A 23,824-nucleotide genomic window follows, 5' to 3' on the forward strand; every position below is an offset into this window, starting at 1 on the left:
TGTCGGCGCGTCGTTATTTGGCTGGCGCACGCTTATGGTGGTTGAGGGGACAACTCCAGTATGCCCCGATATCGGCAATCCGGCCGAAAACTTGGGGGCGGTGTAGGCAAGTAGGTGATTTTACTGATCAAAATGACACAGGCCGCGCCCGGGCGCGGCCTGGAAAACTGCGATGCGTCGATGCTTAGAAGGCGAAGTGCTCCTCGTCCAGCGCCATCAGCGGCTTGGCGCCGGTCTTGATGCTGGCTTTCAGCGCTTCGGCTTCCGGCAGCAGTTTGGCGTAGTAGAAGCGGGCGGTGGCGATCTTGGCGTTGTAGAACGCGTCGTCGCCCTGGCCCAGCTTGGCGAACGACACTTCGGCCATGCGCGCCCACAGCCAGGCGTAGGTCAGGTGGCCGATCAGGCGCAGGTAGTCGGAAGCGGCCGCGCCGGCCTCATCCTTGTCCTGCAGGCTGGCCATGCCCACGCCCATGGTGAGCTCGCCCACTTCCTTCATCAGCTTGGCCAACGGGTTGGCGAACTCGCCCAGTTGCGGATGGCCTTCGTGCTGCTGGCAGAACTTGTGGATCAACTTGGTGAACTTGCGCAGCTTGGCGCCCTGGTCCAGCAACACCTTGCGGCCCAGCAGGTCGATCGCCTGGATGCCGTTGGTGCCTTCGTAGATCTGCGAGATGCGGGCGTCGCGCACCAGTTGCTCCATGCCCCATTCGCGGATGTAGCCATGGCCGCCGAACACCTGCACGCCGAGGTTGGCCGCGGCGAAGCCGTTGTCGGTCATGAAGGCCTTGGCCACCGGAGTCAGCAGCGCGACCAGGTCGGCGGCGTCGGCGCGGACGGCGGCGTCCGGATGCTTGTCCTCGATGTCCAGCTGCAGCGCCAGGAGGCCGGCCAGCGCGCGGCCGGCTTCGGTGTAGGCCTTCTGCGTCAGCAGCATGCGGCGCACGTCGGGATGCACGATGATGGGGTCGGCCGGCTTGTCGGGGCACTTGGCGCCATTCAGCGCGCGCATCTGCAGGCGTTCGCGGGCATAGGCCAGCGCGCCCTGGAACGATGCCTCGCCCAGGCCCAGGCCCTGCATGCCGCAACCGAGGCGGGCGGCGTTCATCATGGTGAACATGCAGGACAGGCCCTTGTTGGCTTCGCCGATCAGCCAGCCCTTGGCGCCGTCCAGGTTGATCACCGCGGTGGCGTTGGCCTTGATGCCCATCTTGTGTTCCAGGCTGCCGCAGGCGACGGCGTTGCGGCTGCCGTCAGCCAGGTATTTCGGCACGATGAACAAGGAGATGCCCTTCACGTCCTTGGGCGCGTCCGGCAGGCGGGCCAGCACCAGGTGGACGATGTTGTCGGACAGGTCGTGCTCGCCGGCGGAGATGAAGATCTTGGTGCCGCTGATGAGGTAGCTGCCGTCGGCCTGAGGCTCGGCCTTGGACTTCAGCAGGCCCAGGTCGGTGCCGCAGTGCGGCTCGGTCAGGCACATGGTGCCGGTCCAGCTGCCATCCACCAGCTTGGGCAGGTAGGTTGCCTTCTGCTCGTCGGTGCCGTGGGCGTGGATGGCGGAATAGGCGCCGTGCGACAGGCCCGGGTACATCGACCAGGCCACGTTGGCCGAGCATTGCATCTCCATGATGGGGAAGCCCAGGCTCTTGGGCAGACCCTGGCCGCCGTAGGCCGGGTCGCAGTCCAGCGCCGGGAAGCCCAGCTCGCAATACTGCTTGTATGCTTCCTTGAAACCGGCCGGAGTCGTGACCGATTTGGTGGCGCTGTCGTAGTGACAGCCTTCCTCGTCGCCCTGGCGATTCAGCGGCGCGAGTTCGGATTCGCAGAACTGGGCCGCTTGTTCCAGGTAGGCGCTGAAGATGTCCTGGGTGGCTTCTTCATATCCCGGCAATGTGGGGATGATGTCCTGTACCTTGATCAACTCGTTGAGAACGAAATCAAAATCGCGCAGCGGGGCTGTGTAAGCGGGCATTCGGTTTCTCCAGTTGGTGGCGCCGCCTGGTGCGTGCCAGGGCGATACGTTGTTATGATGAACCCTGGATTGGCTGGGGCATTCATTCAAACGCTTGTTTAAATTATTCCCGGGATTTTGACAACTAAATCGCGCCCGCGCCTTGGCGGGGGTGTGGCTTAACGGCAACGCGACGGCAAGAAATGGAATGACCTGGCTTAAACGCAAGATGCGCCGCTTTTCCGCGGCGCGGCACAATTGGTTCGCCCGTCCCGGCATGCGGCGGCTGGCGCCGTACCTGGATCGGCCGGCCTACTGGTCGTTCAATCGCCGCAAGGTGGCGATGGGCGTGGCGGTGGGGCTGTATTCGGGCGTGATGCCGGGCTTCACGCAGAAGGCCACCGCGCTGGCGCTGGCCTTGCTGCTGCGCGTGAACATTCCGGCGGCGATGGTGGTTTCGCTGTACAGCAATCCACTGACCGTGCTGCCGCTGTACTATCTGGCGTATTGCTATGGACGATGGCTGCTGGGCTCGGACGCGGTGGCTACAATGACGGCGCCGCCGGGTTTGCTCGCCCTGGGGCCGGCGGCCTGGGCGCGGCAGACGTTGGGGTGGCTGATCGATTTGGGCTGGCCGCTGCTGGTGGGCATGCCAGCGCTGGGGGCGACTCTGGGTGCGGCGGGCTATCTGGCCACCCGGGTGTTATGGCGCTGGGCGGTGGTCAGCGCATGGAACGATAGAAAGGCGAAGTGTGGATCTCGTTGAAAAGCGGTTGTCGTCGGAACTGGTCTACCAGGGCGGATTCATCAACGTGCGCAAGGACCGGGTAGCCCTGCCGGATGGAAACGAGTCCTCGCGCGAATACATTCTTCATCCCGGCGCGGTGGCCGTGCTGGCGATCACGCCGGAAGGCGAGCTGGTGTTGGAGCGGCAATACCGTTATCCGGCCGGCCGCGAGTTCATTGAGATACCTGCCGGCAAGATCGACCCGGACGAAGCGCCAGAGCAGACCGCCCGGCGCGAGCTGCTGGAAGAGACCGGCTACCGGGCTGGCCGCTGGACCTATCTGGGCACCGCCCACCCCTGCATCGGCTATTCCAACGAAAAAATCAGCTACTACCTCGCGCAAGAACTTATGCTTAGCGAAAGGCAACTGGATGCCGGCGAGTTTCTGGAAGTGCTGACCGTGCCTCTGGACGCCGCGATGAACATGGCGCTGACCGGCGAAATTTGCGACAGCAAATCCATTGTCGGCCTGCACTGGCTGGCGGCCTACCTGGGCGGGAGGATGCGGGGTGTCGAGATTTGACGCGTATTACGACCGGAGGCGGGGCCGCCGGGTCAGCATGGGGTGCAAGGCCCGCATCAAGTCGCTGCTGAGCGGGCAGACGTTCTACGGGGAGTGCGTGGATCTGTCGGTGGACGGCATGGCCCTGCGTTCGGCCTTCGTGCCGCAATTCGGCGAACGGCTCAGCGTGATCGTGCTGGTGCCCGGCGTCGGCGCCACTGCCGGCAAGCCGTTCGAGGCCGAGGTGGAGGTCAAGCGCTGCAATGAAGTGCAGCGCGGACTGATTTATGAAATAGGCGTGCGCATTCTGGTGCGGAAAACCTGAGCGGCGAGATATTCATCGTTTTTCCGCACTAATTGCAGTAGGCATTACAAGAATTTACTAAGCTACATCTATTGTTACAAAATTCCGCAATTAAAAAAATCCATTGATTCAAAGGCTTCCCTCGCACAATGTTCTCGGCACTGCCTGAACCCGGTTCAGACCGGCTTTTGTCCGGTTGATTGGCGCTGCTATGCTATACCCAAAACAGAACCGGAGACACAGTCAGTACTCTAATTCAGCAAGGGGAAACGCAGATTGCGAGTCGCAGCGCGCCCGGCCCCTGCTACCAGCCAGGAGAGAGTCATGCACCCGGATATCTTCAGTCACTACGCAGTGCGATACGACAAGACCCGCGAGGAGGAGTACACGATCCAGGAGTACCTGGAGCTGTGCAAGAAAGATCCGGGGGCTTACGCCACCGCGGCCGAACGCATGTTGACCGCCATCGGCGAGCCCGAACTGGTGGATACCCGCCACGATTCGCGGCTGTCCCGCATTTTCTCCAACAAAGTCATCAAGGTTTACCCGGCATTCCGTGACTTCTACGGCACGGAGGAGGTGATCGAGCAGGTGGTCGCCTACTTCCGCCACGCGGCCCAGGGTCTGGAAGAGAAAAAGCAGATTCTCTATTTGCTGGGGCCGGTGGGCGGCGGCAAATCGTCGATCGCCGAGAAGCTGAAAGAGCTGATGGAGCTGGTGCCGTTCTATTGCCTGAAGGGCAGCCCGGTCAACGAGTCTCCGCTGTCCCTGTTCAGCTATGACGAGGACGGCTCCATCCTGGAAGAGCAGTATGGAATCCCGCGCCGCTATCTGAAGTCCATTCCCAGCCCCTGGGCGGTGAAGCGCCTGCACGAGTTCAACGGCGATATCGGCCAGTTCCGCGTGGTCAAGCGCTATCCGTCGGTGTTGCGCCAGGTGGCCGTGGCCAAGACCGAGCCGGGCGACGAGAACAACCAAGACATCAGCTCGCTGGTCGGCAAGGTGGACATCCGCAAGCTGGAGAAGTACGCGCAGGATGATCCGGACGCCTACAGCTACTCCGGCGGCTTGTGCCTGGCCAACCAGGGCCTGCTCGAGTTCGTCGAAATGTTCAAGGCGCCGATCAAGGTGCTGCACCCGCTGCTGACCGCCACCCAGGAAGGCAACTTCAAGGGCACGGAGGGTTTTGGCGCGATTCCGTTTGACGGCATCATTCTCGCACACTCCAACGAGAGCGAGTGGAAGCAGTTCCGCAACAACAAGAACAACGAAGCCTTCCTCGACCGGATTTACATCGTCAAGGTGCCTTATTGCCTGCGCGTGGCCGAGGAAATCAAGATCTACGACAAGCTGATCCGCAACTCTTCGCTGGGCAAGGCGCCGTGCGCGCCGGGCACGCTGAAGATGATGGGCCAGTTCGCGGTGCTGTCGCGCTTGAAGGAACCGGAAAACTCCAGCCTGTACAGCAAGATGCAGGTATACGACGGCGAGAATCTGAAGGATACCGATCCCAAGGCCAAGTCGCTGCAGGAATACCGCGATTACGCCGGCGTGGACGAGGGCATGAGCGGTTTGTCGACGCGCTTCGCCTACAAGATCCTGTCCAAGGTGTTCAACTTCGACCACAGCGAGGTGGCCGCCAATCCGGTGCACTTGCTGTATGTAATAGAGCAGCAGGTCGAGCGCGAACAATTCCCGGCCGAAACGGAACAGAAATACCTGACCTTCCTGAAGGAATATCTGGCGCCGAAATACGTTGAATTCATCGGCAAGGAAATTCAAACCGCCTATCTGGAAAGTTATTCCGAATATGGGCAGAACATTTTCGACCGCTACGTGACTTTCGCCGATTACTGGATACAGGATCAGGAATATCGCGACCAGGATACCGGCGAAATCTTCGACCGCACGTCTCTTAATGCCGAACTGGAGAAAATCGAGAAGCCCGCGGGAATTTCCAATCCCAAGGATTTCCGCAACGAGATCGTCAACTTCGTGCTGCGGGCCCGCGCCAACAACGGCGGCAAGAATCCTACCTGGACCAGCTATGAGAAGCTGCGCACGGTGATAGAGAAGAAGATGTTCTCCAACACCGAAGAGTTGCTGCCGGTGATTTCCTTCAACGCCAAGGCCAGCGCCGAGGACGCCAAGAAGCACGAGGACTTCGTCAACCGCATGGTGGAGAAGGGCTATACCGCGAAGCAGGTGCGGCTGTTGTGCGAGTGGTACCTGCGCGTGCGCAAATCCTCATAAGCCCCCCCAGCCGGCCCGGCCCGTGAGCCGGGCCGGCAGGAGGCGCCGGGTCCGCGCGGTCCGGCGACAAGGAGACACAACCGCGCGCGGCGATCGGTCACGGCCTCCTGCAGGGGGCCGGCAGCCGGCAGTCGCGCGCCAGAGAGGTGGCGATGTCCCATATCATAGACAGACGCCTCAACGGCAAGAACAAGTCGGCGGTCAATCGCGAACGCTTTCTTCGCCGTTTCAAGGCGCAAATCAAGGAAGCCGTCTCCAAGGCGATCAAGGGGCGGAGCATCACTGATATCGAGAGCGGGGAAAAGGTGTCCATCCCGGTGAAGGACATTTCCGAGCCTACCTTCCATCATGGAAAGGGCGGCGTTTGGGAAAACGTCCATCCCGGCAACGAGGAGTTCATCAAGGGGGATCGCATGCCGCGGCCCCAGGGCGGCGCCGGCGGCGGCGGCAGCAAGGCCAGCCAGGATGGCGAGGGCGAGGATGATTTCGTGTTCCAGCTGTCGCGCGAGGAATTCATGAACGTGTTCTTCGACGACCTGGCCCTGCCCAATCTGGTCAAGACGCAGCTGATGGGCATCGAGGAAATGAAAACGGTGCGCGCCGGCTATACCAACGACGGCACCCCGACCAATATCAACATCGTGCGTTCGCTGCGCGGCGCGCTGGCGCGGCGGGTGGCGATTGCCGCGCCGACGCTCAGCAGCATAGACGAGGCGGAAGAGGAGCTCGACACCCTGATCGAGTCCGACGACGACAACGCGATGGAAGTGAGGGATCGGCGCCAACGCATCCATCAGATGAAGGAGCGGCTGGCCAGCATCCCGTGGATTGATCCGTTCGACCTGCGCTACAACAACCGCGTCAAGCAGCCCAAGCCGACCAGCCAGGCGGTGATGTTCTGCATCATGGACGTGTCAGGCTCGATGGACGAGCAGAAGAAGGACATGGCCAAGCGCTTCTTCATCCTGTTGTACATGTTTCTGCAGCGGAATTACGAGAAGATCGAAGTCGTGTTCATCCGCCACCATACCAGCGCGGTGGAAGTGAATGAGCAGGATTTCTTCCATTCCCGCGAGAGCGGCGGCACCGTGGTGTCGTCGGCGCTGAATCTGATGAGCGACGTCATTCGCAAGCGCTATGCCAGCAGCGAGTGGAACATCTACGCCGCCCAGGCGTCCGACGGCGATAATTGGGACAGCGACTCGGCCAATTGCGGCCGCATCCTGGAAGAAAACCTGCTGCCGTACTGCCAGTATTTCGCCTACATCGAAATCACTGAAGGCGAGCCGCAGAACCTGTGGTACGAATACTTGAAGGTCAAGGCCCAGTGTCCGCAGTTCGCGATGCAGAAAATCCGCTCCGCGTCCGACATTTATCCGGTGTTCCGGGAACTGTTCAAGCGGCAGCCGGCGAATGGGAGGGTATCCGCATGAAACGGACGCGCAAGGCGGAGGGCATGGCGCCGATTTCCACTGGGTCGGAATGGACTTTCGATCTGGTCGGCGAATACGACCGCGCGATTCGAGAGATCGCCGTGGGCGAATTCAAGCTGGACGTATACCCGAACCAGCTGGAAATCATCACCGCCGAACAAATGATGGATGCCTACGCCTCGGTGGGCATGCCGGTCAATTACAACCACTGGAGCTACGGCAAGCATTTCGTCTCCACGGAGAAGAGCTACAAGCGCGGCCAGATGGGGCTGGCTTACGAAATCGTGATCAACTCCAATCCCTGCATCGCCTATCTGATGGAAGAGAATTCCATGATGATGCAGGCGCTGGTGATCGCCCACGCCGCCTATGGCCACAACAGCTTCTTCAAGGGCAACTACCTGTTCCGCTCCTGGACCGACGCCTCGGCCATCATCGACTACCTGGTGTTCGCCAAGAGCTACATCATGAAGTGCGAGGAGCGCTACGGCATAGACGAGGTCGAGGAGCTGCTGGACTCCTGTCACGCGTTGATGAATTACGGCGTCGACCGCTACAAGCGGCCGCAGAAGCTGTCGCTGGCCAAGGAGCAGGCGCGCCAGGAAGAGCGCGAGCATTACCTGCAGATGCAGGTGAATGATCTGTGGCGCACGATACCGAAACGGGACAAGGATGGCGGCGACAAGATGCCGCCGCGCTTCCCGGCCGAGCCGCAGGAGAACATCCTGTACTTCATCGAGAAATCGGCGCCGCTGCTGGAGCCCTGGCAGCGCGAGGTGGTGCGCATCGTGCGCAAGGTGGCCCAGTACTTCTATCCGCAGCGTCAGACTCAGGTGATGAACGAGGGCTGGGCGACGTTCTGGCACTACACCATCATGAACCGCTTGTACGACAAGGGCCTGATCACTGACGGCTACATGCTGGAGTTTCTGCAGAGCCACACCAATGTGGTGTCTCAGCCGCCGGTCACCGCGCGCTGGTACAGCGGGATCAATCCCTATGCGCTGGGCTTCGCGATGTACCAGGACATCAAGCGCATCTGCGAGGAGCCGACCGACGAGGACCGCGCCTGGTTCCCGGACCTGGCGGGCAGCGACTGGCGGGAGTCGCTGGAGTTCGCGATGCGCAACTTCAAGGATGAAAGCTTCATCTCGCAGTACCTGTCGCCCAAGCTGATCCGCGATTTCCGCCTCTTCTCGATCCGCGACGACGACCGCGACGACAAGCTGGAGATTTCCAGCATTCACGACGAGGAAGGATATCGCGACATCCGCGGCAAGCTGGCCGAGCAATACAATCTGGGCTCGCGCGAGCCCAATATCCAGGTGTGGTCGGTCAATATGCGCGGCGACCGCAGCCTGACGCTGCGCCACACCATGCACAACCGCCGGCCTCTGGAGGAGCAGAGCGCGCAGGAGGTGCTGAAGCACGTATGCCGGCTATGGGGTTTCGACGTCAGGCTGGAGAGCGTGGACATCAATGGCGAGGTCAAGCAGGTGTACGAGGTGCAGGCGGTGAGGGAGGCGGAAACAGCCTGAAGCCATTGGCTATGAAATGCAACGGACGGCGCGGGGCGTCGTCCGTTTTCTTTTTTCTGCCAGTTTGGCTGGGAAGCCGACTGGCCCCGGGCGGGGATCAGGCGGTGCCGGCCACCGGCGACAGCCGGCAGTGGGAACGATCTTCGAAACTGCCGTTGGGTTCGCCCCAGGCCTGGGCGTACAGCACCTGGCCGTTGGCTTCGATGCGGATGGTGATTTCCTGGCGGAAATGCTCGCTCAGGCTGCGGGGGCCGCTGGCGAACACCACCTCCAGCACGCCGTGCCCGCTTTCCGCCTGGCGTATCGCCGGGTGGGCCAGCACATAGGGCAGCTCGTCCATCACTGGCCACAGGCATAGCGTGCCGTCGGGCAGATAGCCGAGCAGGGTGGTTTCTCGATGCAGGATTTCGCCGTCGGTGCCGCTGGCCGTATAGTGCAGCAGCAGCGCGCGCTGGCCGGGCAGGGCCTGCCAGTGCAGGCAGCCGGTGAAGGTCTGGTCTTCGTGGTTGATGCCTTCGCCACAGAACTGGTTGGGAAGCGATTGCAGAGCGGCTAGCAGCGGCATGACTTCTCTCTTCCGGTTGCGGATGCGAGATGGTCAGGATCGCAGGTTTGCCTGGCGAATGCAATACGGGTCAGGCTTGCGGGGGCGTTGGTCCGGGCATGGGGATGAAGGCGCGCCACGGCTGCTCGGGGTGGGCCAGTTCGGCCAGCCGCACGCCGTAGACGGCTTCCAGCCGCTCGCGCCGCATCATCTCGCGGTTGTCGCCGCAGCCTGCCGCGCGGCCGTCGTTCAGCAGCAGCACCCGGTCGGCGTGGCGCAGCGCCAGATTGAGGTCGTGCACCACCGCCAGCGCGCCTATGCCCAGTTCGTGAGCCAGGGTTCGGACCCGGGCCATCAGCGCGTCGGCCATCGCGAAGTCCTGCGCCGCGGTGGGCTCGTCCAGCAGCAGATAGCGCTCGGGCTGCGGCGACAGCAGCAGCTGGCACAATGCGCGCGCCAGCTGCAGCCTTTGCCGCTCTCCGCCGGAGAGGCGGGTCAGGTATCGATCGGCAAGGCCGGCGGCATCGCTGAGGCGCAGCGCCTCGGCCACGGCGGCATCGACGCGTTGCCGCCCGGCTTCCGGGCTCAGGTAGGCGCCGGCGGCCACCAGCTCGGCTCCGCGCCAGCCGTCCGGCGTCACCGGGTGCTGTTCGACGACGGCGCGCCAGCGGGCCAGCTCCGCGCTGCGCATCCGCTTCAGCGGTTGTCCGGCGAGGAGAATGTCTCCCCGGTCCGGCTGCCACAGGCCGGACAGCAGCTTGAGCAGGCTGCTTTTCCCGGCGCCGTTGGGTCCCAGCACGGCCAGCAGCTCGCCGGGGCGCAGCGTCAGGTCGATATCGGCCAGCAAGGTTCGGCCGCCTTTGCTCAGAGACAGGCCGCGGGCTTCAAGCATGGCGAGGCCCCTGGCGGCGAAGCAGCCACAGGAAGAACGGCGCGCCCAGCAGGCTGGTGATCACGCCGACCGGCAATTCCGCCGGCGCCAGCAGCGAACGGGCCAGCCAGTCGGCGCTGACGGTCAGCCAGGCGCCCAGCAGCGGGGAGACGGCAAGCAGCCGGCGGGAGTCGCTGCCGAGCAACTGGCGCGCCAGATGGGGCGCCATCAGGCCGACGAAACCTATCATGCCGCAGCCGGACACCACCAGGCCGGCCGCGAGCGCGGCCAGCAGCACGATGCGCCATTCCTGCCCCCGCACGGAAAAGCCCAGATGGAAAGCCGCGCTTTCCCCCAGTTGCAGGGCGTTCAGGAAGCGCCAGTGGCTGAACAGCGCGAGCCAGACCAGCGGCGTTGACACCGCCAGCGCCAGGGCCAGCGGCCACTCGGCGCTGGCGAAGCTGCCCATCAGCCAGAAGGTCACCACGCGCAGGGAGCCGTCCGGCAACATGGTGATCAGCAGGGTCAGCAGGCTGCCGAGCAGGGTGCTGACTGCCAGGCCGCTGAGAATCAGGCGGTTGCCGTCCTTGTCGTCGCCCAATAGCCGGACCAGAAGCAGCGCGCCCAGGCCGCCGGCGAAACCGGCCGCGGCCACGCCGTACAGGCCCGCGCCCAGGCTCAGGGCCAGCGCCGCGGCCAGCGCCGCGCCGCTGTTGATGCCGATCAGGCCGGGTTCGGCCAGCGGGTTGCGGAAGCGGGCCTGCACCGCGCAGCCGGCGCTGGCCAGCAGCGCCCCGGCGGAGGCGGCCGCCAGCAGCCGCGGCAGGCGCAGTTCCAGCAGCAGCTGCCACTCCAGGTGCGGCTGCGGATCCAGCATGAGCAGGCTGGCTGGCCGCAGCTGACTATGGTGCAGCAGGGAGGCGAGAGCGGTGAGGCCGAGCAGGGGAAGCAGGATGAAGAGAAGGGGGCGGACGCGCATGGCTGGAAGAGGGAGGGGCGAGGCCCCTCCGGAGCGTCAGCGCAAGCCGAGCACGTCCTGCATGTCGAACAGGCCGCGCGGTTTGTCGGACAGCCAGCGCGCGGCGCGCACCGCGCCGTTGGCGAAGGTGGCGCGGCTGGAGGCCTTGTGGCTGATTTCCACGCGTTCGCCCAGCGTGGCGAACAGCGCGGTGTGGTCGCCGACGACATCGCCGCCGCGCACGGTGGCGAAGCCGATGGCTTGAGGATCGCGCTCGCCGGTCACGCCTTCGCGGCCATAAACCGCGCATTGCTTCAGGTCGCGGCCCAGCGCGTCGGCGATCACCTCTCCCATGCGCAGCGCGGTGCCGGACGGCGCGTCCACCTTGAAGCGGTGGTGGGCCTCGATGATTTCGATGTCATAGTCTTCGTTCAGCACGCGCGCGGCCATGTCCAGCAGCTTGAAGGTGAGGTTGACGCCCACGCTGAAGTTGGATGCGAACACGATGCCGATCTTGTCCGCCGCGGCGCGGATGGCGGCCTTGCCGGCATCGTCGAAGCCGGTGGTGCCGATCACCATGCGCACGCCGCGTTCCGCGCAGGCAAGCATGTGCTCCAGCGTGCCTTCGGGGCGGGTGAAGTCTATCACCACGTCGGCGCCGTCCAGAGCGGAGATGAAGTCGGAACTGATGGCGACGCCGCTGTTGCGGCCGCAGAACAGGCCGGCATCCTGGCCGATGAAGCCGGAGTCGGCGCGGTCTATCGCCGCGTGCAGGCGGGCGCCCGGCGCATTCAGCACGGACTCGATCAGCACGCGGCCCATGCGGCCGGACGCGCCGACGATCACGATGTTCTGGCCGCTCATGGCTTCTTGGCTTCCTGGGCGGGCGCGGACGCGTCCAACTGCTTGGCCGGCGGCGCGGGCTGAGCGTTGCCTTCGACGCGCTCCAGCGTATCGCCCTTGAAATAGACGGTCAGCAGTTTGTCGCTGGCGGGGTCCACCTTGCCGCCTTTGGCGTCGCTATACTTGTAGTCCCAGCGGTCGGCATGGAAGGGGTCGGTCAGCAGCGGGGTGCCCAGCAGGAAGCGCACCTGGGCGCGGGTCATGCCGGGCTTGAGCTTGGCGACAGCGTCCTGGGTGACGTAATTGCCTTGCTGGACTTCCACGCGGTGGCTCCAGTCGAGGGGATTCATCGAACTGCAGCCGGCGACTGCGATGACGGCGGCGAAAATCAGGGCGCGCATGGTACTCCGATTGACTCAAACGTTTATGAGGCTGTAATTAGGCAAAGCCGTCAAAAGGCTTTATCATGATTCGAAAACCGACACACTTTATATCACGATGAGCAAAGCCAGTCACCTCAAAGATATCGGCCTGAAAGCCACCGGTCCGCGTCTGAAAATCCTTGATCTGTTCGAGCAGGGCGACGCCGGCCACATGTCCGCCGAAGACGTCTACCGCAAGCTGCTCGCGGAAAACATCGACATCGGGCTCGCCACCATTTACCGCGTGCTGACCCAGTTCGAGCAGGCGGGCATCTTGGTGCGCCATCATTTCGAAACCGGCAAGGCCGTGTACGAGCTGAACCAGGGCGGCCACCATGACCATATGGTGTGCATCAGTTGCGGCAAGGTGGTGGAGTTCTTCGATCCGGAGATCGAAGCGCTTCAGGACCGGATCGCCGAACAGCACGGTTTCCGCATCGTCGAGCACGCGCTGTACATGTATGGCGAGTGCCCGGACTGCCTGGGCAAGAGCGGCCGCCGCGGATGATTCCCTGGCTCGGTTCCGAGCCTGTCTTCCCGCCGGTGTCGCAGGCCCTCAGTCATCCCAACGGCCTGCTTGCGGCTGGCGGCGACCTGTCGTCGCGCCGCATCCTCACTGCCTATTCCGAGGGTGTTTTTCCCTGGTTTTCCGAGGGCGAGCCGATACTGTGGTGGTCGCCCGCGCCCCGCATGGTGGTGTTTCCCGATGAGCTCAAGGTCAGCCGTTCGTTGGCCAAAACCCTGCGCAATCTCGATTACGAAGTCCGCGTCGATTTTGACTTTGCCGAGGTGATCCGCGCCTGCTCCGAGCCGCGGGCGGGACAGGATGGCACCTGGATCGTGCCGGAAATGGTGGCCGCCTATTGCCGGTTGCATCAGCTGGGCTACGCCCACAGCTTCGAAACCTGGATGGACGGCGAGCTGGTGGGTGGGCTGTACGGCGTATCCATCGGCCGCATGTTCTACGGCGAGTCGATGTTTTCGCGGCGGCGGGACGCGTCCAAACTCGCCTTCGTCCACATGGTTCGGCATCTGCAAGCCCAGGGCGTGGCGATGATAGATTGCCAGATGCACACCGAGCACCTGGCCAGCCTCGGCGCGAGGCTGATATCGCGCGATGTTTTTCTTGCTACTCTGAAAGAGAACATCCGGCATCCTCAGCCGGATCAGATGTGGGATTACCATTACCGCCATGAGTCATCGTGAAGCCGGCCAAGTCGCGGCCATCCATTTCTACGCCACCGCGCCATACCCGTGCAGTTATCTGTCCGGCCGGCAGGCGCGCTCCCAGGTGGCGATCCCGGCCGAGGCGATAGACAGCGGCGTTTACAGCCAGCTGGTCAGGCTGGGCTTCCGCCGCAGCGGCCTCTATACCTATCGTCCTTATTGCGACTCCTGCCAGTCTTGTATTCCAGTGCGCTTGCCGGTGGATCAGTTCCGGCCAAGCCGCACCCAGAGGCGGGTGTGGCGGCGCGGCGCCGAGATGAGCGCGCGCTGGCTGCCGCTGGGTTTCGACGCCGAGCATTACGCACTGTACCGCTGGTATCAGCAGACTCGTCACGCCGGCGGCGGCATGTCGGACGACGACGCGCAGCAGTATTCCGAGTTCATTCTGAAAAGCGGGGTGGACAGCCACCTGGCCGAATTTCGGCTGAATGGCCAGCTGAAGATGGTGAGCCTGGTGGATAGGCTGGTGGACGGCCTGTCAGCCGTCTACACCTTTTACGATCCGGAGGACAGCCAGTCCAGCCTGGGGGTCTACAACGTGCTGTGGCAGGTGGAGCAGGCGCGCCTGCTGGGATTGAGCTACGTCTACCTGGGCTACTGGATCGCAGACTGCCGCAAGATGGCCTACAAGTCCGGCTATCGGCCGCTGCAGATGTTGTACGGCGGCCGTTGGCAGACGATGCCGGAGAGCGGCTGAAATGGATGAAAACAAAAACAGGCCCGAAAGGGCCTGTTTTCGTTTTTGGGCGATATTCGCTCAGTACGGTACGACGCGGTCGTTGCCGCCGCCGCTCAGCACTTTGACGCGCTGGTTGACGACGAAGGGGATGTCGGCTTCCTGGACGATGGAGATGGTGCGGCCGGTATCCAGCTTGACGGTGATCTCCAGCGCGTTCTTGGTCATCGCGCGTTGCGCGGCCTGGGTGCCGAAACCGCCGGCCAGCGCGCCGACGATGCCGCCGGCGATCTGGCCCTTGCCGCCGCCGATATTGCTGCCGGCCAGGCCGCCCAGTGCGGCACCGCCCAGAGTCAGCAGCTCATTGTTCTGGCCTTCCATTTTCACGTTCTGCACCGACAGCACGGTGCCGAGCTGCACGGTCTGCGCCTGGCGCATTTGGCCTTTGGAGTAAACGGCTGCGGAATCCGATGTCGAGCAGCCGGCGAGCACGCCGACGCTCAGCAGGCTGACCAGGGTAATGCGGCTGATGGAATAAATCATTTTTCCTGCTCCATTCTTTCTATTTAGTTGCGAGCTTGTAGATATTGCGCCGCCGCCCGCGCGCATTCGCCGACCAGCTCCGGACCGCGATAGATCAGGCCGCTGTACAGCTGCGCCAGGCTGGCGCCGGCATCCAGTTTTTCCACGGCGTCGTTGCCGGAAAGGATGCCGCCAACTCCTATGATAGGCAGAGCGCCGCCAAGTTCCTTGTGCAGTTTGCGTATGACTTCTGTGGAGCGGCTGCGAACCGGCGCGCCGGACAGGCCGCCGGCCTCGTTTTCCAGCGGATGGCCGGCCACTTCGCGGCGAGACAGCGTGGTATTGGTGGCGATGACGCCGTCTATGCCGTTGCTGGTCAGCAGCCGGGCGATCTCGGCTATCTGCTCGTCGTCCAGGTCCGGCGCGATCTTCACCGCCAGCGGCACGTAGCGGCCATGCTTGTCGGCCAGCGCCTGCTGGCGCTGCTTCAGCGCTGCCAAGAGCCGGCCTAGCTCGTCGCCTTGTTGCAGCTGCCGCAGGTTCTTGGTGTTGGGCGAGGAGATGTTGACGGTGACGTAGCTGGCGGCGGCGTAGACCTGGTCCAGGCAGGCCAGGTAGTCGTCCACCGCGTTTTCTATCGGCGTGATCGCGTTCTTGCCGATGTTGATGCCGAGCATGCCCTTGAATTTGCTGCGGCGCACATTGTCCAGCAGCGCGGCGACGCCTTGGTTGTTGAAGCCCATCCGGTTGATGATGGCCTCGTGTTCCGGCAGGCGGAACAGCCGCGGCTTGGGGTTGCCATCCTGCGGGCGAGGGGTGACGGTGCCGATCTCGATGAAGCCGAAGCCCAGCGCGGCCAGCGCGTCGATATGGGTGCCGTTCTTGTCCAGGCCGGCGGCGAGGCCGATCGGGTTCGGGAAGGTCAGGCCCATCGCTTGCACCGGCTGGCGGACGGCGGGCGAGGCGGCCAGCGGAGTCAGGCGCAGCCGATGCGCGCGGTCGAGCATCTTCAATGTGTGCTCGTGGGCGGTCTCCGCGTCGAATTTGAACAGCAGCGGGCGCAGCAGCGGGTACAGCATGGCATTCTCCGGGCAGACAAATGCCCGGCATTATAACCGGGCATCGGGATCAAGCCAGCGGCAAATGCGCGGCTTACAGAATCCGGCAGGCCTCGTCGAAGCCGAAGCGCGGCGAGCGCGGGAACAGCTTGTCGGCTTCTCCGTAGCCCAGGTTGATCAGGAAGTTGGACTTGAAGCGGCCATCCGGGAAGAAGGCCGCGTCCACTGCGGCGTTGTCGAAGCCGGACATCGGGCCGCAATCCAGGCCCAGCGCGCGCGCGGCCAGGATCAGGTAGGCGCCTTGCAGCGTGCCGTTGCGGAAAGCGGTGGTGTCGATCAGCGGCTGATTGCCCTCGAACCAGCTCTTGGCGTCCGCGTGGGGGAATAGCTGCGGAAGGTGCTCGTAGAATCGGGTGTCGTGGGCGACGATCACGCACACCGGCGCGGCCATGGTCTTGTCGACGTTGCCGGCGGCCAGGCAGGGCTTCAGCTTGGCCTTGGCCGCCTCGCTCTTGACGAACACGAAGCGCGCCGGCGAGCAGTTGGCGCTGGTGGGCGCCTGTTTCAGCAGCTCGTGCAGTTGATGCAGCAACTCGTCGCTCACCGGTCGCGGTTGCCAGTGGCTGTGGGTGCGGGCATTCAGGAACAGTTGTTCCAGCGTGGCGTGGGAGAGGGGAGTGCTCATGGTCTTACCTCGGTTGGGGTGGGGTGTGGTTGCTTGACGCCGCCGGCGGTGGCGGGCGCGGAGCTTTCAGGATTTTCCGGTTCCGCGAAAGTGTTGGCCTGGACGGAGACAGTGACGCGGCGATTGCGCGCGCGGCCGTCGGCGGTGGCGTTGTCTGCCACCGGCAGGTTGGCGCCGTGGCCGACCGCCACCATGCGCTGCGCCGAGATGCCGTTTTCCTGGAACAGCCGCACGACGCCGCCGGCGCGCGCCGCCGACAGCTCCCAGTTGGACGGGAAGGCGGGCGTGCGGATCGGCGCGTCGTCGGTGAAGCCTTCAACCTTGATCGCGTTGTCCACGCCGGACAGCAGCTTGGCCATATTGGACATCAGCGGCAGCGACTGCTGGTTCGGCTCGGCCTGGCCGATGGCGAACAGCGCGCTGTCGCGGATGTCGATATTGATCCCTTGGTCGGTCTGGGTGATGGTGACCTCGCCGCTCTGCACCAGCGGGCTCAAAACCTTGGCCAGGTTTTGCGTCAGCTCGCCCAGCTTGGCGGCTTCCGCTTCTTTGCGGCCATGGGAGATGGCCTTGGCGATGGGCTTGGTCTTCGGGATCTCTATCATGGTGTTGGCGCCGCCGGAGGGCGGCGTCGATTGCACCGTGATCACCGTGCCGTTGCGGAAGGCGTCCATGATGGCGGACGACATCACGCGGTATTTGCCCTCGTTCAGCGAGGAGATCGCGTACATCACCACGAAGAAGGCGAACAGCAGCGTGATGAAGTCGGCGTAGGAAACCAGCCAGCGTTCGTGGTTCTCGTGCTCTTCTTCCTGCTTCCTGCGCCGCGATGCCATCTGAGCCTCCGCCTGAATCAGAACAGCTGGGTGTCGAACAGCGACTTCACGCCGCCGGCGAATTCCACGCCGATGCGGCGCGCCACCCGGCTGGAGAAATCGTCCTGCTGGGTGAAGTCCACGGTTTTTTCCGCCTTCACCACGTCGCGCGCCACCGAGGCCACGGTGCCGTAGCCGTCGGCCAAACCCAGCGGAATCGCTTTTTCGCCCAGCCACACCATGCCGCTGAACATTTGCGGGTCTTTCTTCAGCCGCGGGCCGCGGCCGTTTTCCACCGCCTGGATGAACTGCGCGTGGATGTCGTCCAGCAGTTGCTGGCGGATGGCGTCGTGCTTGGGATTCGGCGGGGAGAACGGGTCGCCCATCGCCTTGTTCTCGCCGGCGGTTTTCAGGCGGCGGTCTATGCCCAGCTTTTCCATCGCGCCGGTGAAGCCGAAGCCGTCGGACAGCACGCCGATGGAGCCGACGATGCTGGCCTTGTCGACGAAGATCTTGTCGGCGGCGGCGGCTATGTAGTAGCAACCGGACGCGCAGACCTCGCTCACCACCACGTAGACCGGAATATCCGCGTGCTTTTTCTTCAGAAGCCGGATTTCATCGTAGACCATGCCGGACAGCACCGGGCTGCCGCCGGGGCTGTTCGCGTCGATGATCACGCCTTTGGTGTTCTTGTCGCGGAAAGCGTGGTCAAGCGCCGAGATCATTTTCTTGCCGGTTTCATTCTCGCTGGTGATGGCGCCATCCAGCTCGATCACAGCGGTGTGGCCGCCGCCGGCCAGGCCTACCGCGCTTTTTTCCTCGCCGCGCATGAACACGCTGGCGGCGATCATGCCGATGATGACCAGCCAGGCCAGGCGGAAGAAGATTTTCCATTGCCGGCTGCGGCGCTGTTCCACCAGGGACGCCGAGGCGAGCTTTTCCAGCAGTTGTCGTTCCCAGTTCGGGGTGTCGCTCATTTTTCGAATCTGCTCCAGGATAATCCCGTGAGTCTAGCAAAATTCAGGCGGGCATGACATTCAGCCAGACTTGGCCGTCTTCTTCGACCACATCCAGCGTCGTCAAGGATTGGCCGCGGCAGGGGCCCCAGGTGCAGTAGCCGGTGTCGGGGCGGTAGCGCGCGCCGTGCATGCTGCAGATCAGGTAGTGGCCGGAGAGATCGAACAGATTGCCGTCCTGCAGATCCAGCTCCACCGGGATGTGGCGGCAGCGGTTCAAGTAGCCATAAACCCGGCCGCGGTAGCGCACCGCGAAGGCGGGCAGCGGATCGCCATCCGCCTGGGCGATCTCGAAGCGGCGGGCGAGGCCGCCGTCCTCCAGATCGGAGGAGCGGCAGATCAGCAGAGCCTGGGGAGCAGCCATGACGACAGCTCGGGCAGGGAGTGGACGATGGCGCGGGGCTCGCAGCGGATGAGCTCGGCGCTGTCGTGGGCGCCGTGGCTGATGCCGACGCCGTGGCTGCCGGCGTTTTGCGCCATCATCAGATCATGGCTGGTGTCGCCCACCATGACGGTGCGGTCGAGCGCCACGCCTAACAGGTCGGTCAATTGCAGCAGCATGTCCGGGTGCGGCTTGGAGTGGCATTCGTCGACGGTGCGGGTGGCGTCGAACAGGTTCTTGATGCCGGCAGCCGCCAGCGCGCGGTCTAAACCGGCGCGGCTGCTCCCTGTCGCGATGGCGACGAAGGCGCCGCAGGCGCGGATCGCCTCCAGTGTGTCGCGGGCGGCGTCGAACAGCGTGACGCGGTCGAGTCCGGCCTGGTAGTGGCGGCGGAAGGCGTCCACCAGTTCGGGCAGGCGGCTGGCCTGGTCCTGCGGGCAGAACTGCTGCATCGCCTCGGCCAGGCGCAGGCCGATCACGTGGCTGGCGGCCTCGCGATCCGGCACGGGAAGGGCCAGATCGCGGCAGGCTTGCTGGATGGCATTCACGATATGGGCGGTGGAGTCCATCAGGGTGCCGTCCCAGTCGAACACTACCAGATCGTATTCACGCATTAGCGCGGCTCCAGGGTTTTCAGGAATTTCTGCAGCTCGGGCGGCAGCGGCGCTTCCAGCTTGAGGGGCGCGCCGGTCAGCGGGTGCGGCAGCGTCAGGCTTCTGGCGTGCAGGAACATCCGCTTCAGCCCGCGCCGCGCCAGCTCCTTGTTCAGCGCGAAGTCGCCGTATTTTTCATCGCCGGCTATCGCGCAGCCGTTGGCCTGCATGTGCACCCGGATCTGGTGGGTGCGGCCGGTGCGCAGATGAGCCTCCACCAGCGTGAATTCAGTGTAGCGCTGCTGGATGGAGAAGTTGGTGTGCGCGTATTGGCCGTCGTCGCCTTCGGCCACTTTCACCCGCCGCTCGCCGTCCGGGGTGTGGAACTTGAACAGCGGCAGCTTCACTTGTTTGACGTTCTCCGGCCAGCGGCCGGCTGCCAGCGCCAGGTAGCGCTTGTCCGGCACGTTGTCGCGCATCATGTCGTGCAGGCGGGTCAGCGCGGAGCGCTTCTTGGCCAGCATCAAGAGGCCGGACGTCTCGCGGTCCAGCCTGTGCACCAGCTCCAGATAGCGCCATTCCGGATGGGCGCGGCGCAATTGCTCGATCACGCCGAAGGACACGCCGCTGCCGCCGTGCACCGCCACGCCGGCGGGCTTGTCGATCACCAGCAGCGCGTCGTCTTCGTACACCACCGGGAAGGTGGCGGCGGGCACGTTCTTTTCCGCGCGCTCGGCGACGCGGATCGGCGGAATGCGCAGCGTGTCGCCTGCCGCCACGCGGTAGCTGGCATCGACGCGGCCCTTGTTCACCCGCACTTCGCCGGAGCGCAGGATGCGGTAGATATGGCTCTTGGGAACCCCTTTCAGCAGGCGTTGCAGGTAGTTGTCCAGCCGCTGGCCGGCATCTTCTGCGTCCACTTCAAGGAAGGTTACGGAATCTTTGCGAATGTCTGTCATATTGCTTATACTTATGGCGCTGTCCGCGGTGCGAGTGCACCCCGAGCGGGCAGCGGTCGGAAACCAAGGTCACGGCCTGTTTAGCGTGATGCTGCTGCGGAAACCGAAATGGCCGGCAGGGGCCAACTCCTGACCTGATGCCGTTTGCACAGCCGCAGCCAAGGTTAACTCGCTCACCGAAAAGTAGCGATGGTAATGCATTTATACGCATAACGCACTCACGAGTATTCCATCTCTCGATACTAAGCCAGTCGGGAGATTTCGCAGCGAAGTTTGACCCGGCATGCCAGCCGTCCTGCAATGTTTGTCCCGCCTGGTAGGCGGGATCGGCGACAACGCCGATGCGCCGTTTGCGCACAGAATCGCTGGGCTGCATGTGACTCAAATCAGGAAGTCGGCTTTCATAGCAAACCTGTTTTTCTCGATCTTTACCTCGACACTTCTTTCGGAAAGCGCCCATTAATAGTCACTGGGCCGTCAAATACTGGCTGCATCCTTGCGTGAGTGCTGCGCAAGGAATGTAAATGAAACGTATGTTGTTCAATGCGACGCAAGCCGAAGAGCTGCGCGTCGCGATTGTCGACGGGCAGAAGCTCGTCGATCTCGATATCGAGACCGTAGGCAAGGAACAGCGCAAAGGCAATATCTACAAGGGTATCATCACCCGGATCGAGCCTTCGCTGGAAGCCTGCTTCGTCGATTACGGCACCGAGCGTCACGGCTTCCTGCCGTTCAAGGAGGTGTCCCGCTCCTATTTTCAGGGCTATGAGGGCGGTCGTCCGCGTATTCAGGACGTGCTGCGCGAAGGCATGGAAGTGGTGGTGCAGGTGGAGAAGGACGAGCGCGGCAACAAGGGCGCGGCGCTGACCACCTACATCAGCCTGGCGGGCCGCTACCTGGTGCTGATGCCGAACAACCCGCGCGGCGGCGGCGTGTCTCGCCGCATCGAGGGCGAAGAGCGCCAGGAGCTGAAGGATCTGCTGTCGCAGCTGGAGGTGTCGCATGGCATGAGCCTGATCGCGCGCACCGCCGGCATCGGCCGCAATCTGGAAGAGCTGCAGTGGGATCTGGGTTACTTGATGCAGCTGTGGCGCGCCATCGAGGGCGCCGCCGGCGCGCAGTCCGCGCCGTTCCTGATTCTGCAGGAAGGCAGCCTGGTGATCCGCGCGATCCGCGACTATTTCCATCCGGACATCGGCGAAGTGCTGATCGATACCGATGAAATCCACGATCAGGCCCGCCAGTTCATGAGCCATGTGATGCCGAACATGCTGTCGCGTGTGAAGGTGTACAAGGATCATGTGCCGCTGTTCTCGCGCTTCCAGATCGAGCACCAGATCGAAACCGCCTTCTCGCGCAGCGTGCAGCTGCCGTCGGGCGGCGCGATCGTGATCGACCACACCGAAGCGCTGGTGTCCATCGACGTGAACTCGGCCCGCGCCACCAAGGGCGCCGACATCGAGGAAACCGCGGTCAAGACCAACCTGGAAGCGGCGGAAGAGATTGCTCGCCAGCTGCGCCTGCGCGACCTGGGCGGCCTGGTGGTGATCGACTTCATCGACATGGAAAACCCGAAGAACCAGCGCGACGTGGAAAACCGCCTGCGCGACGTTCTGAAGCATGACCGCGCCCGCGTCCAAATGGGCAAGCTGTCCCGTTTCGGCCTGCTGGAACTGTCCCGCCAGCGCCTGCAGCCGTCGCTGGGCGAGACCAGCCACGAGCCATGTCCGCGCTGTCACGGCATCGGCTTCATCCGCGGCACCGAATCGTCGGCGCTGCACATCCTGCGCATCATCCAGGAAGAGGCGATGAAGGAAAACACCGGCGCGGTGCACGCGCAGGTGCCGGTCGACGTGGCCACTTTCCTGTTGAACGAGAAGCGCGCAGAGATCCACTCGATCGAAGAGCGGCTGGATGTCGACGTGGTGCTGATCCCGAACATCCATCTCGAAACCCCGCACTACAAGATCGTGCGCGTGCGCCACGATGACCTGGCCGAGCTGGGCGAAGCGCCGAGCTACAGCCGCGTCGAAGTGCAGGAAGAAGACGTGATCACCAACTTCGGCCAGGAAAAGCCGAAGGTGGAGCGCCAGGAAGCCGCCGTCAAGGGCATCACGCCTCAGCAGCCGGCCCCGAACGCCAGCGTCGAGGCCAAGCCGGCCAAGCCCGTGGAGCAGGGCGGCTTGTTCGCCGGCATCGCGGCCTGGGTCAAGCGCTTGTTCGCCGAGCCGGAAAAGGCGCCCGCGCAGGATGCCAAGAAAAAACCCGCGCCGGCCGCTTCGCGCAGCAACGAGCAGCGCGGCAACCGCCAGCGGCAGCAGGAACGCCGCACCGGCGGCCAGGCCCGCCGCGAGCACGACCAGCGTCGCCATGCCCAGCAGGATGAGGGCAGGACCCGCCGCCAGGACGAGCGCAAGGATGCCGAACGCGTTGAGCGCGCCGAACGCAAGGAGGCGCCGAGCCGCGAGCGTGAAGAGCGCAACGAGCAGCCGCGCGAACCGCGAGGCAACCGCCGCCGCGAGCGCGAGGGCCGCGAACCGCGTGAACCGCGCGAGCCCAAGGAAGTCCGCGAGCAGTCGCCGCGCGAAGAGCGCGTGAGCGAGAAGGCTGAGAAGCAGGACAGGCCGCAACAGGAATCGCGCCGCCGTCAGGCGCCGGCAGCCGCTCCGGCTGAAGCCGTCGAAAAACCGGTGCAGGAAGAGCTGCGCCTGGATGCCGAAGGCGAGCAGGCCGAGCAGGAGCGTGGCGAACGCCGCCGCCGTCGCAGCCGCCGCGATCGTCGCCGCGACAATCCGGAAGGCCAGCAGGAAAACGCTGCGGAAGCGGTTTCCGAGTCGCCGGCCGCGCCTGTCGCCGAAGCGGCTGGAGCTGCGGTGGCAGCAGCCGTCGCAGCGGTGGCGGTAGAGTCGGCTGTGGAAGCGGTCGAGTCCAAGCCGCAGGCGGAAGCAGAAGCCAAGCCGGCGGTTGAGTCCGCTCCGGTCGAGGCGGTTGTCGCCGAGCGCGAAGCGCCGATCGTCGTCGTCGCGGAACCGCAGCCGGAGGCCGTGGTGGTCGAGCCGGCGGTGGTGGTCGAAGCCGAGCAGGCTCCGGTTGCCGAGCCGGTGGCTGAGGCGCCGGTTGCTGCCGCCCAGGCCGAGCCGGTCGTTCCGGAAGAGACGGTTGTCGAGGAGGCCGCGCCGGTAGCGTTGGCGAAGGTGGAGGATGCTCCGGTTGTGGAAGCGCCGGCCGCCAAGGCGGATCCGATTGTCGTCGAGTCGAAGCCGGTTGCCGTGGAGTCCAAGCCATTGGATCTGGGCGGCCTGGTGATGGTCGCGACCAAGCCGGTGTCGCAGCAGCCCTCGACAACGCCGGAGCCCGAGCTGCCGCAAGGCCCGCGCCGCCGCGATGTCGTCGCCGCCGCTGACGCTGCGGTTGTCGAGCCGGTGCAACTGATGCAGATCGAAACCCGCAACGGTTGAGCGTGATGCGGAGCGGAGAGGGCGACGCTC

General features: G+C 64.0%; 23 protein-coding genes and 1 pseudogene. 10 read left to right on the forward strand and 14 right to left on the reverse strand.

Features of this window, described 5'->3' with window-relative positions; translation table 11 throughout:
* Positions 1–184: 184 nt before the first annotated feature.
* The gene (locus ACY3GB_RS22725) at positions 185–1,969 is read right to left on the reverse strand and encodes an acyl-CoA dehydrogenase C-terminal domain-containing protein (protein WP_463090739.1); all 1,785 of its coding nucleotides are present in this window, start codon (positions 1,967–1,969) and stop codon (positions 185–187) included.
* Between the two features lie 187 nt (positions 1,970–2,156).
* On the opposite strand from ACY3GB_RS22725, the gene ACY3GB_RS22730 reads away from it, so the two are divergent.
* The 6 genes from ACY3GB_RS22730 (at position 2,157) to ACY3GB_RS22755 (ending at position 8,765) form a co-directional block, all read left to right on the forward strand.
* The gene (locus tag ACY3GB_RS22730) at positions 2,157–2,714 is read left to right on the forward strand and encodes a DUF2062 domain-containing protein (protein WP_463090740.1); all 558 of its coding nucleotides are present in this window, start codon (positions 2,157–2,159) and stop codon (positions 2,712–2,714) included.
* Positions 2,701–3,258, forward strand: a complete 558-nt coding sequence (locus tag ACY3GB_RS22735; RefSeq protein WP_046156747.1) for an NUDIX domain-containing protein — start codon at positions 2,701–2,703, stop codon at positions 3,256–3,258. Before ACY3GB_RS22730 ends, ACY3GB_RS22735 begins: the two co-directional genes overlap by 14 nt.
* Entirely contained in the window at positions 3,245–3,562 is a 318-nt protein-coding gene (locus ACY3GB_RS22740; RefSeq protein ID WP_463090741.1) for a PilZ domain-containing protein, read from the forward strand. Before ACY3GB_RS22735 ends, ACY3GB_RS22740 begins: the two co-directional genes overlap by 14 nt.
* A gap of 303 nt (positions 3,563–3,865) precedes the next feature.
* Positions 3,866–5,794: a PrkA family serine protein kinase gene (locus ACY3GB_RS22745; protein WP_231150602.1), complete on the forward strand. Its 1,929-nt coding sequence runs from the start codon at positions 3,866–3,868 to the stop codon at positions 5,792–5,794.
* A 152-nt stretch (positions 5,795–5,946) separates the two neighbouring features.
* On the forward strand, positions 5,947–7,227 hold the full coding sequence (locus ACY3GB_RS22750) for a YeaH/YhbH family protein (protein WP_463090742.1): 1,281 nt from the start codon (positions 5,947–5,949) through the stop codon (positions 7,225–7,227).
* Positions 7,224–8,765: a SpoVR family protein gene (locus ACY3GB_RS22755; protein ID WP_463090743.1), complete on the forward strand. Its 1,542-nt coding sequence runs from the start codon at positions 7,224–7,226 to the stop codon at positions 8,763–8,765. The genes ACY3GB_RS22750 and ACY3GB_RS22755 overlap by 4 nt, the downstream gene beginning before the upstream one ends.
* Before the next feature lie 97 nt (positions 8,766–8,862).
* On the opposite strand, the gene ACY3GB_RS22760 is transcribed toward ACY3GB_RS22755, so the two are convergent.
* The 5 genes and pseudogenes from ACY3GB_RS22760 to ACY3GB_RS22780 all read right to left on the reverse strand — a co-directional run bounded on the left by ACY3GB_RS22760 (position 8,863) and on the right by ACY3GB_RS22780 (position 12,382).
* Positions 8,863–9,330: a hypothetical protein gene (locus tag ACY3GB_RS22760; protein WP_463090744.1), complete on the reverse strand. Its 468-nt coding sequence runs from the start codon at positions 9,328–9,330 to the stop codon at positions 8,863–8,865.
* Between the two features lie 70 nt (positions 9,331–9,400).
* Positions 9,401–10,153, reverse strand: a pseudogene (locus tag ACY3GB_RS22765) (ABC transporter ATP-binding protein); the annotation flags it as partial.
* A gap of 40 nt (positions 10,154–10,193) precedes the next feature.
* Entirely contained in the window at positions 10,194–11,159 is a 966-nt protein-coding gene (locus ACY3GB_RS22770) for a FecCD family ABC transporter permease (protein WP_463090745.1), read from the reverse strand.
* A 36-nt stretch (positions 11,160–11,195) separates the two neighbouring features.
* Entirely contained in the window at positions 11,196–12,002 is an 807-nt protein-coding gene (dapB, locus tag ACY3GB_RS22775) for a 4-hydroxy-tetrahydrodipicolinate reductase (RefSeq protein ID WP_463090746.1), read from the reverse strand.
* Complete coding sequence (locus tag ACY3GB_RS22780) at positions 11,999–12,382, reverse strand: outer membrane protein assembly factor BamE (RefSeq protein ID WP_463090747.1); 384 nt, start codon at positions 12,380–12,382, stop codon at positions 11,999–12,001. Before ACY3GB_RS22780 ends, dapB begins: the two co-directional genes overlap by 4 nt.
* Before the next feature lie 97 nt (positions 12,383–12,479).
* Here ACY3GB_RS22780 and fur point away from each other — a divergent pair, with 97 nt between their 5' ends.
* The 3 genes from fur to ACY3GB_RS22795 are packed head-to-tail and all read left to right on the forward strand — an operon-like array spanning position 12,480 to position 14,327.
* Entirely contained in the window at positions 12,480–12,911 is a 432-nt protein-coding gene (gene fur / locus ACY3GB_RS22785) for a ferric iron uptake transcriptional regulator (RefSeq protein ID WP_463090748.1), read from the forward strand.
* Positions 12,908–13,609: a leucyl/phenylalanyl-tRNA--protein transferase gene (gene aat / locus ACY3GB_RS22790; protein ID WP_463090749.1), complete on the forward strand. Its 702-nt coding sequence runs from the start codon at positions 12,908–12,910 to the stop codon at positions 13,607–13,609. The genes fur and aat overlap by 4 nt, the downstream gene beginning before the upstream one ends.
* Entirely contained in the window at positions 13,596–14,327 is a 732-nt protein-coding gene (locus ACY3GB_RS22795; RefSeq protein ID WP_463090750.1) for an arginyltransferase, read from the forward strand. The genes aat and ACY3GB_RS22795 overlap by 14 nt, the downstream gene beginning before the upstream one ends.
* Positions 14,328–14,387: 60 nt before the next feature.
* On the opposite strand, the gene ACY3GB_RS22800 is transcribed toward ACY3GB_RS22795, so the two are convergent.
* The 8 genes from ACY3GB_RS22800 to ACY3GB_RS22835 all read right to left on the reverse strand — a co-directional run bounded on the left by ACY3GB_RS22800 (position 14,388) and on the right by ACY3GB_RS22835 (position 20,336).
* Positions 14,388–14,849 (reverse strand): outer membrane lipoprotein, encoded by a 462-nt coding sequence (locus ACY3GB_RS22800; protein WP_463090751.1) that lies wholly within the window; start codon positions 14,847–14,849, stop codon positions 14,388–14,390.
* A gap of 23 nt (positions 14,850–14,872) precedes the next feature.
* Complete coding sequence (locus ACY3GB_RS22805; RefSeq protein ID WP_463090752.1) at positions 14,873–15,907, reverse strand: quinone-dependent dihydroorotate dehydrogenase; 1,035 nt, start codon at positions 15,905–15,907, stop codon at positions 14,873–14,875.
* A gap of 73 nt (positions 15,908–15,980) precedes the next feature.
* Positions 15,981–16,571: a malonic semialdehyde reductase gene (locus ACY3GB_RS22810; protein ID WP_463090753.1), complete on the reverse strand. Its 591-nt coding sequence runs from the start codon at positions 16,569–16,571 to the stop codon at positions 15,981–15,983.
* Positions 16,568–17,407, reverse strand: a complete 840-nt coding sequence (gene motD / locus ACY3GB_RS22815) for a flagellar motor protein MotD (RefSeq protein WP_463090754.1) — start codon at positions 17,405–17,407, stop codon at positions 16,568–16,570. Before motD ends, ACY3GB_RS22810 begins: the two co-directional genes overlap by 4 nt.
* Positions 17,408–17,424: 17 nt before the next feature.
* Positions 17,425–18,363, reverse strand: a complete 939-nt coding sequence (locus ACY3GB_RS22820; RefSeq protein WP_463090755.1) for a S49 family peptidase — start codon at positions 18,361–18,363, stop codon at positions 17,425–17,427.
* Positions 18,364–18,406: 43 nt separating this feature from the next.
* Entirely contained in the window at positions 18,407–18,766 is a 360-nt protein-coding gene (locus tag ACY3GB_RS22825; RefSeq protein WP_463090756.1) for a Rieske (2Fe-2S) protein, read from the reverse strand.
* Positions 18,742–19,398, reverse strand: a complete 657-nt coding sequence (locus ACY3GB_RS22830) for an HAD family hydrolase (protein ID WP_463090757.1) — start codon at positions 19,396–19,398, stop codon at positions 18,742–18,744. The genes ACY3GB_RS22825 and ACY3GB_RS22830 overlap by 25 nt, the downstream gene beginning before the upstream one ends.
* The gene (locus tag ACY3GB_RS22835; RefSeq protein ID WP_463090758.1) at positions 19,398–20,336 is read right to left on the reverse strand and encodes an RluA family pseudouridine synthase; all 939 of its coding nucleotides are present in this window, start codon (positions 20,334–20,336) and stop codon (positions 19,398–19,400) included. Before ACY3GB_RS22835 ends, ACY3GB_RS22830 begins: the two co-directional genes overlap by 1 nt.
* Before the next feature lie 524 nt (positions 20,337–20,860).
* On the opposite strand from ACY3GB_RS22835, the gene ACY3GB_RS22840 reads away from it, so the two are divergent.
* Entirely contained in the window at positions 20,861–23,794 is a 2,934-nt protein-coding gene (locus tag ACY3GB_RS22840; protein WP_463090759.1) for an Rne/Rng family ribonuclease, read from the forward strand.
* The last annotated feature ends 30 nt before the right edge of the window (positions 23,795–23,824 follow it).

The sequence above is a fragment of the Chromobacterium sp. Ag138 genome (assembly GCF_055181315.1).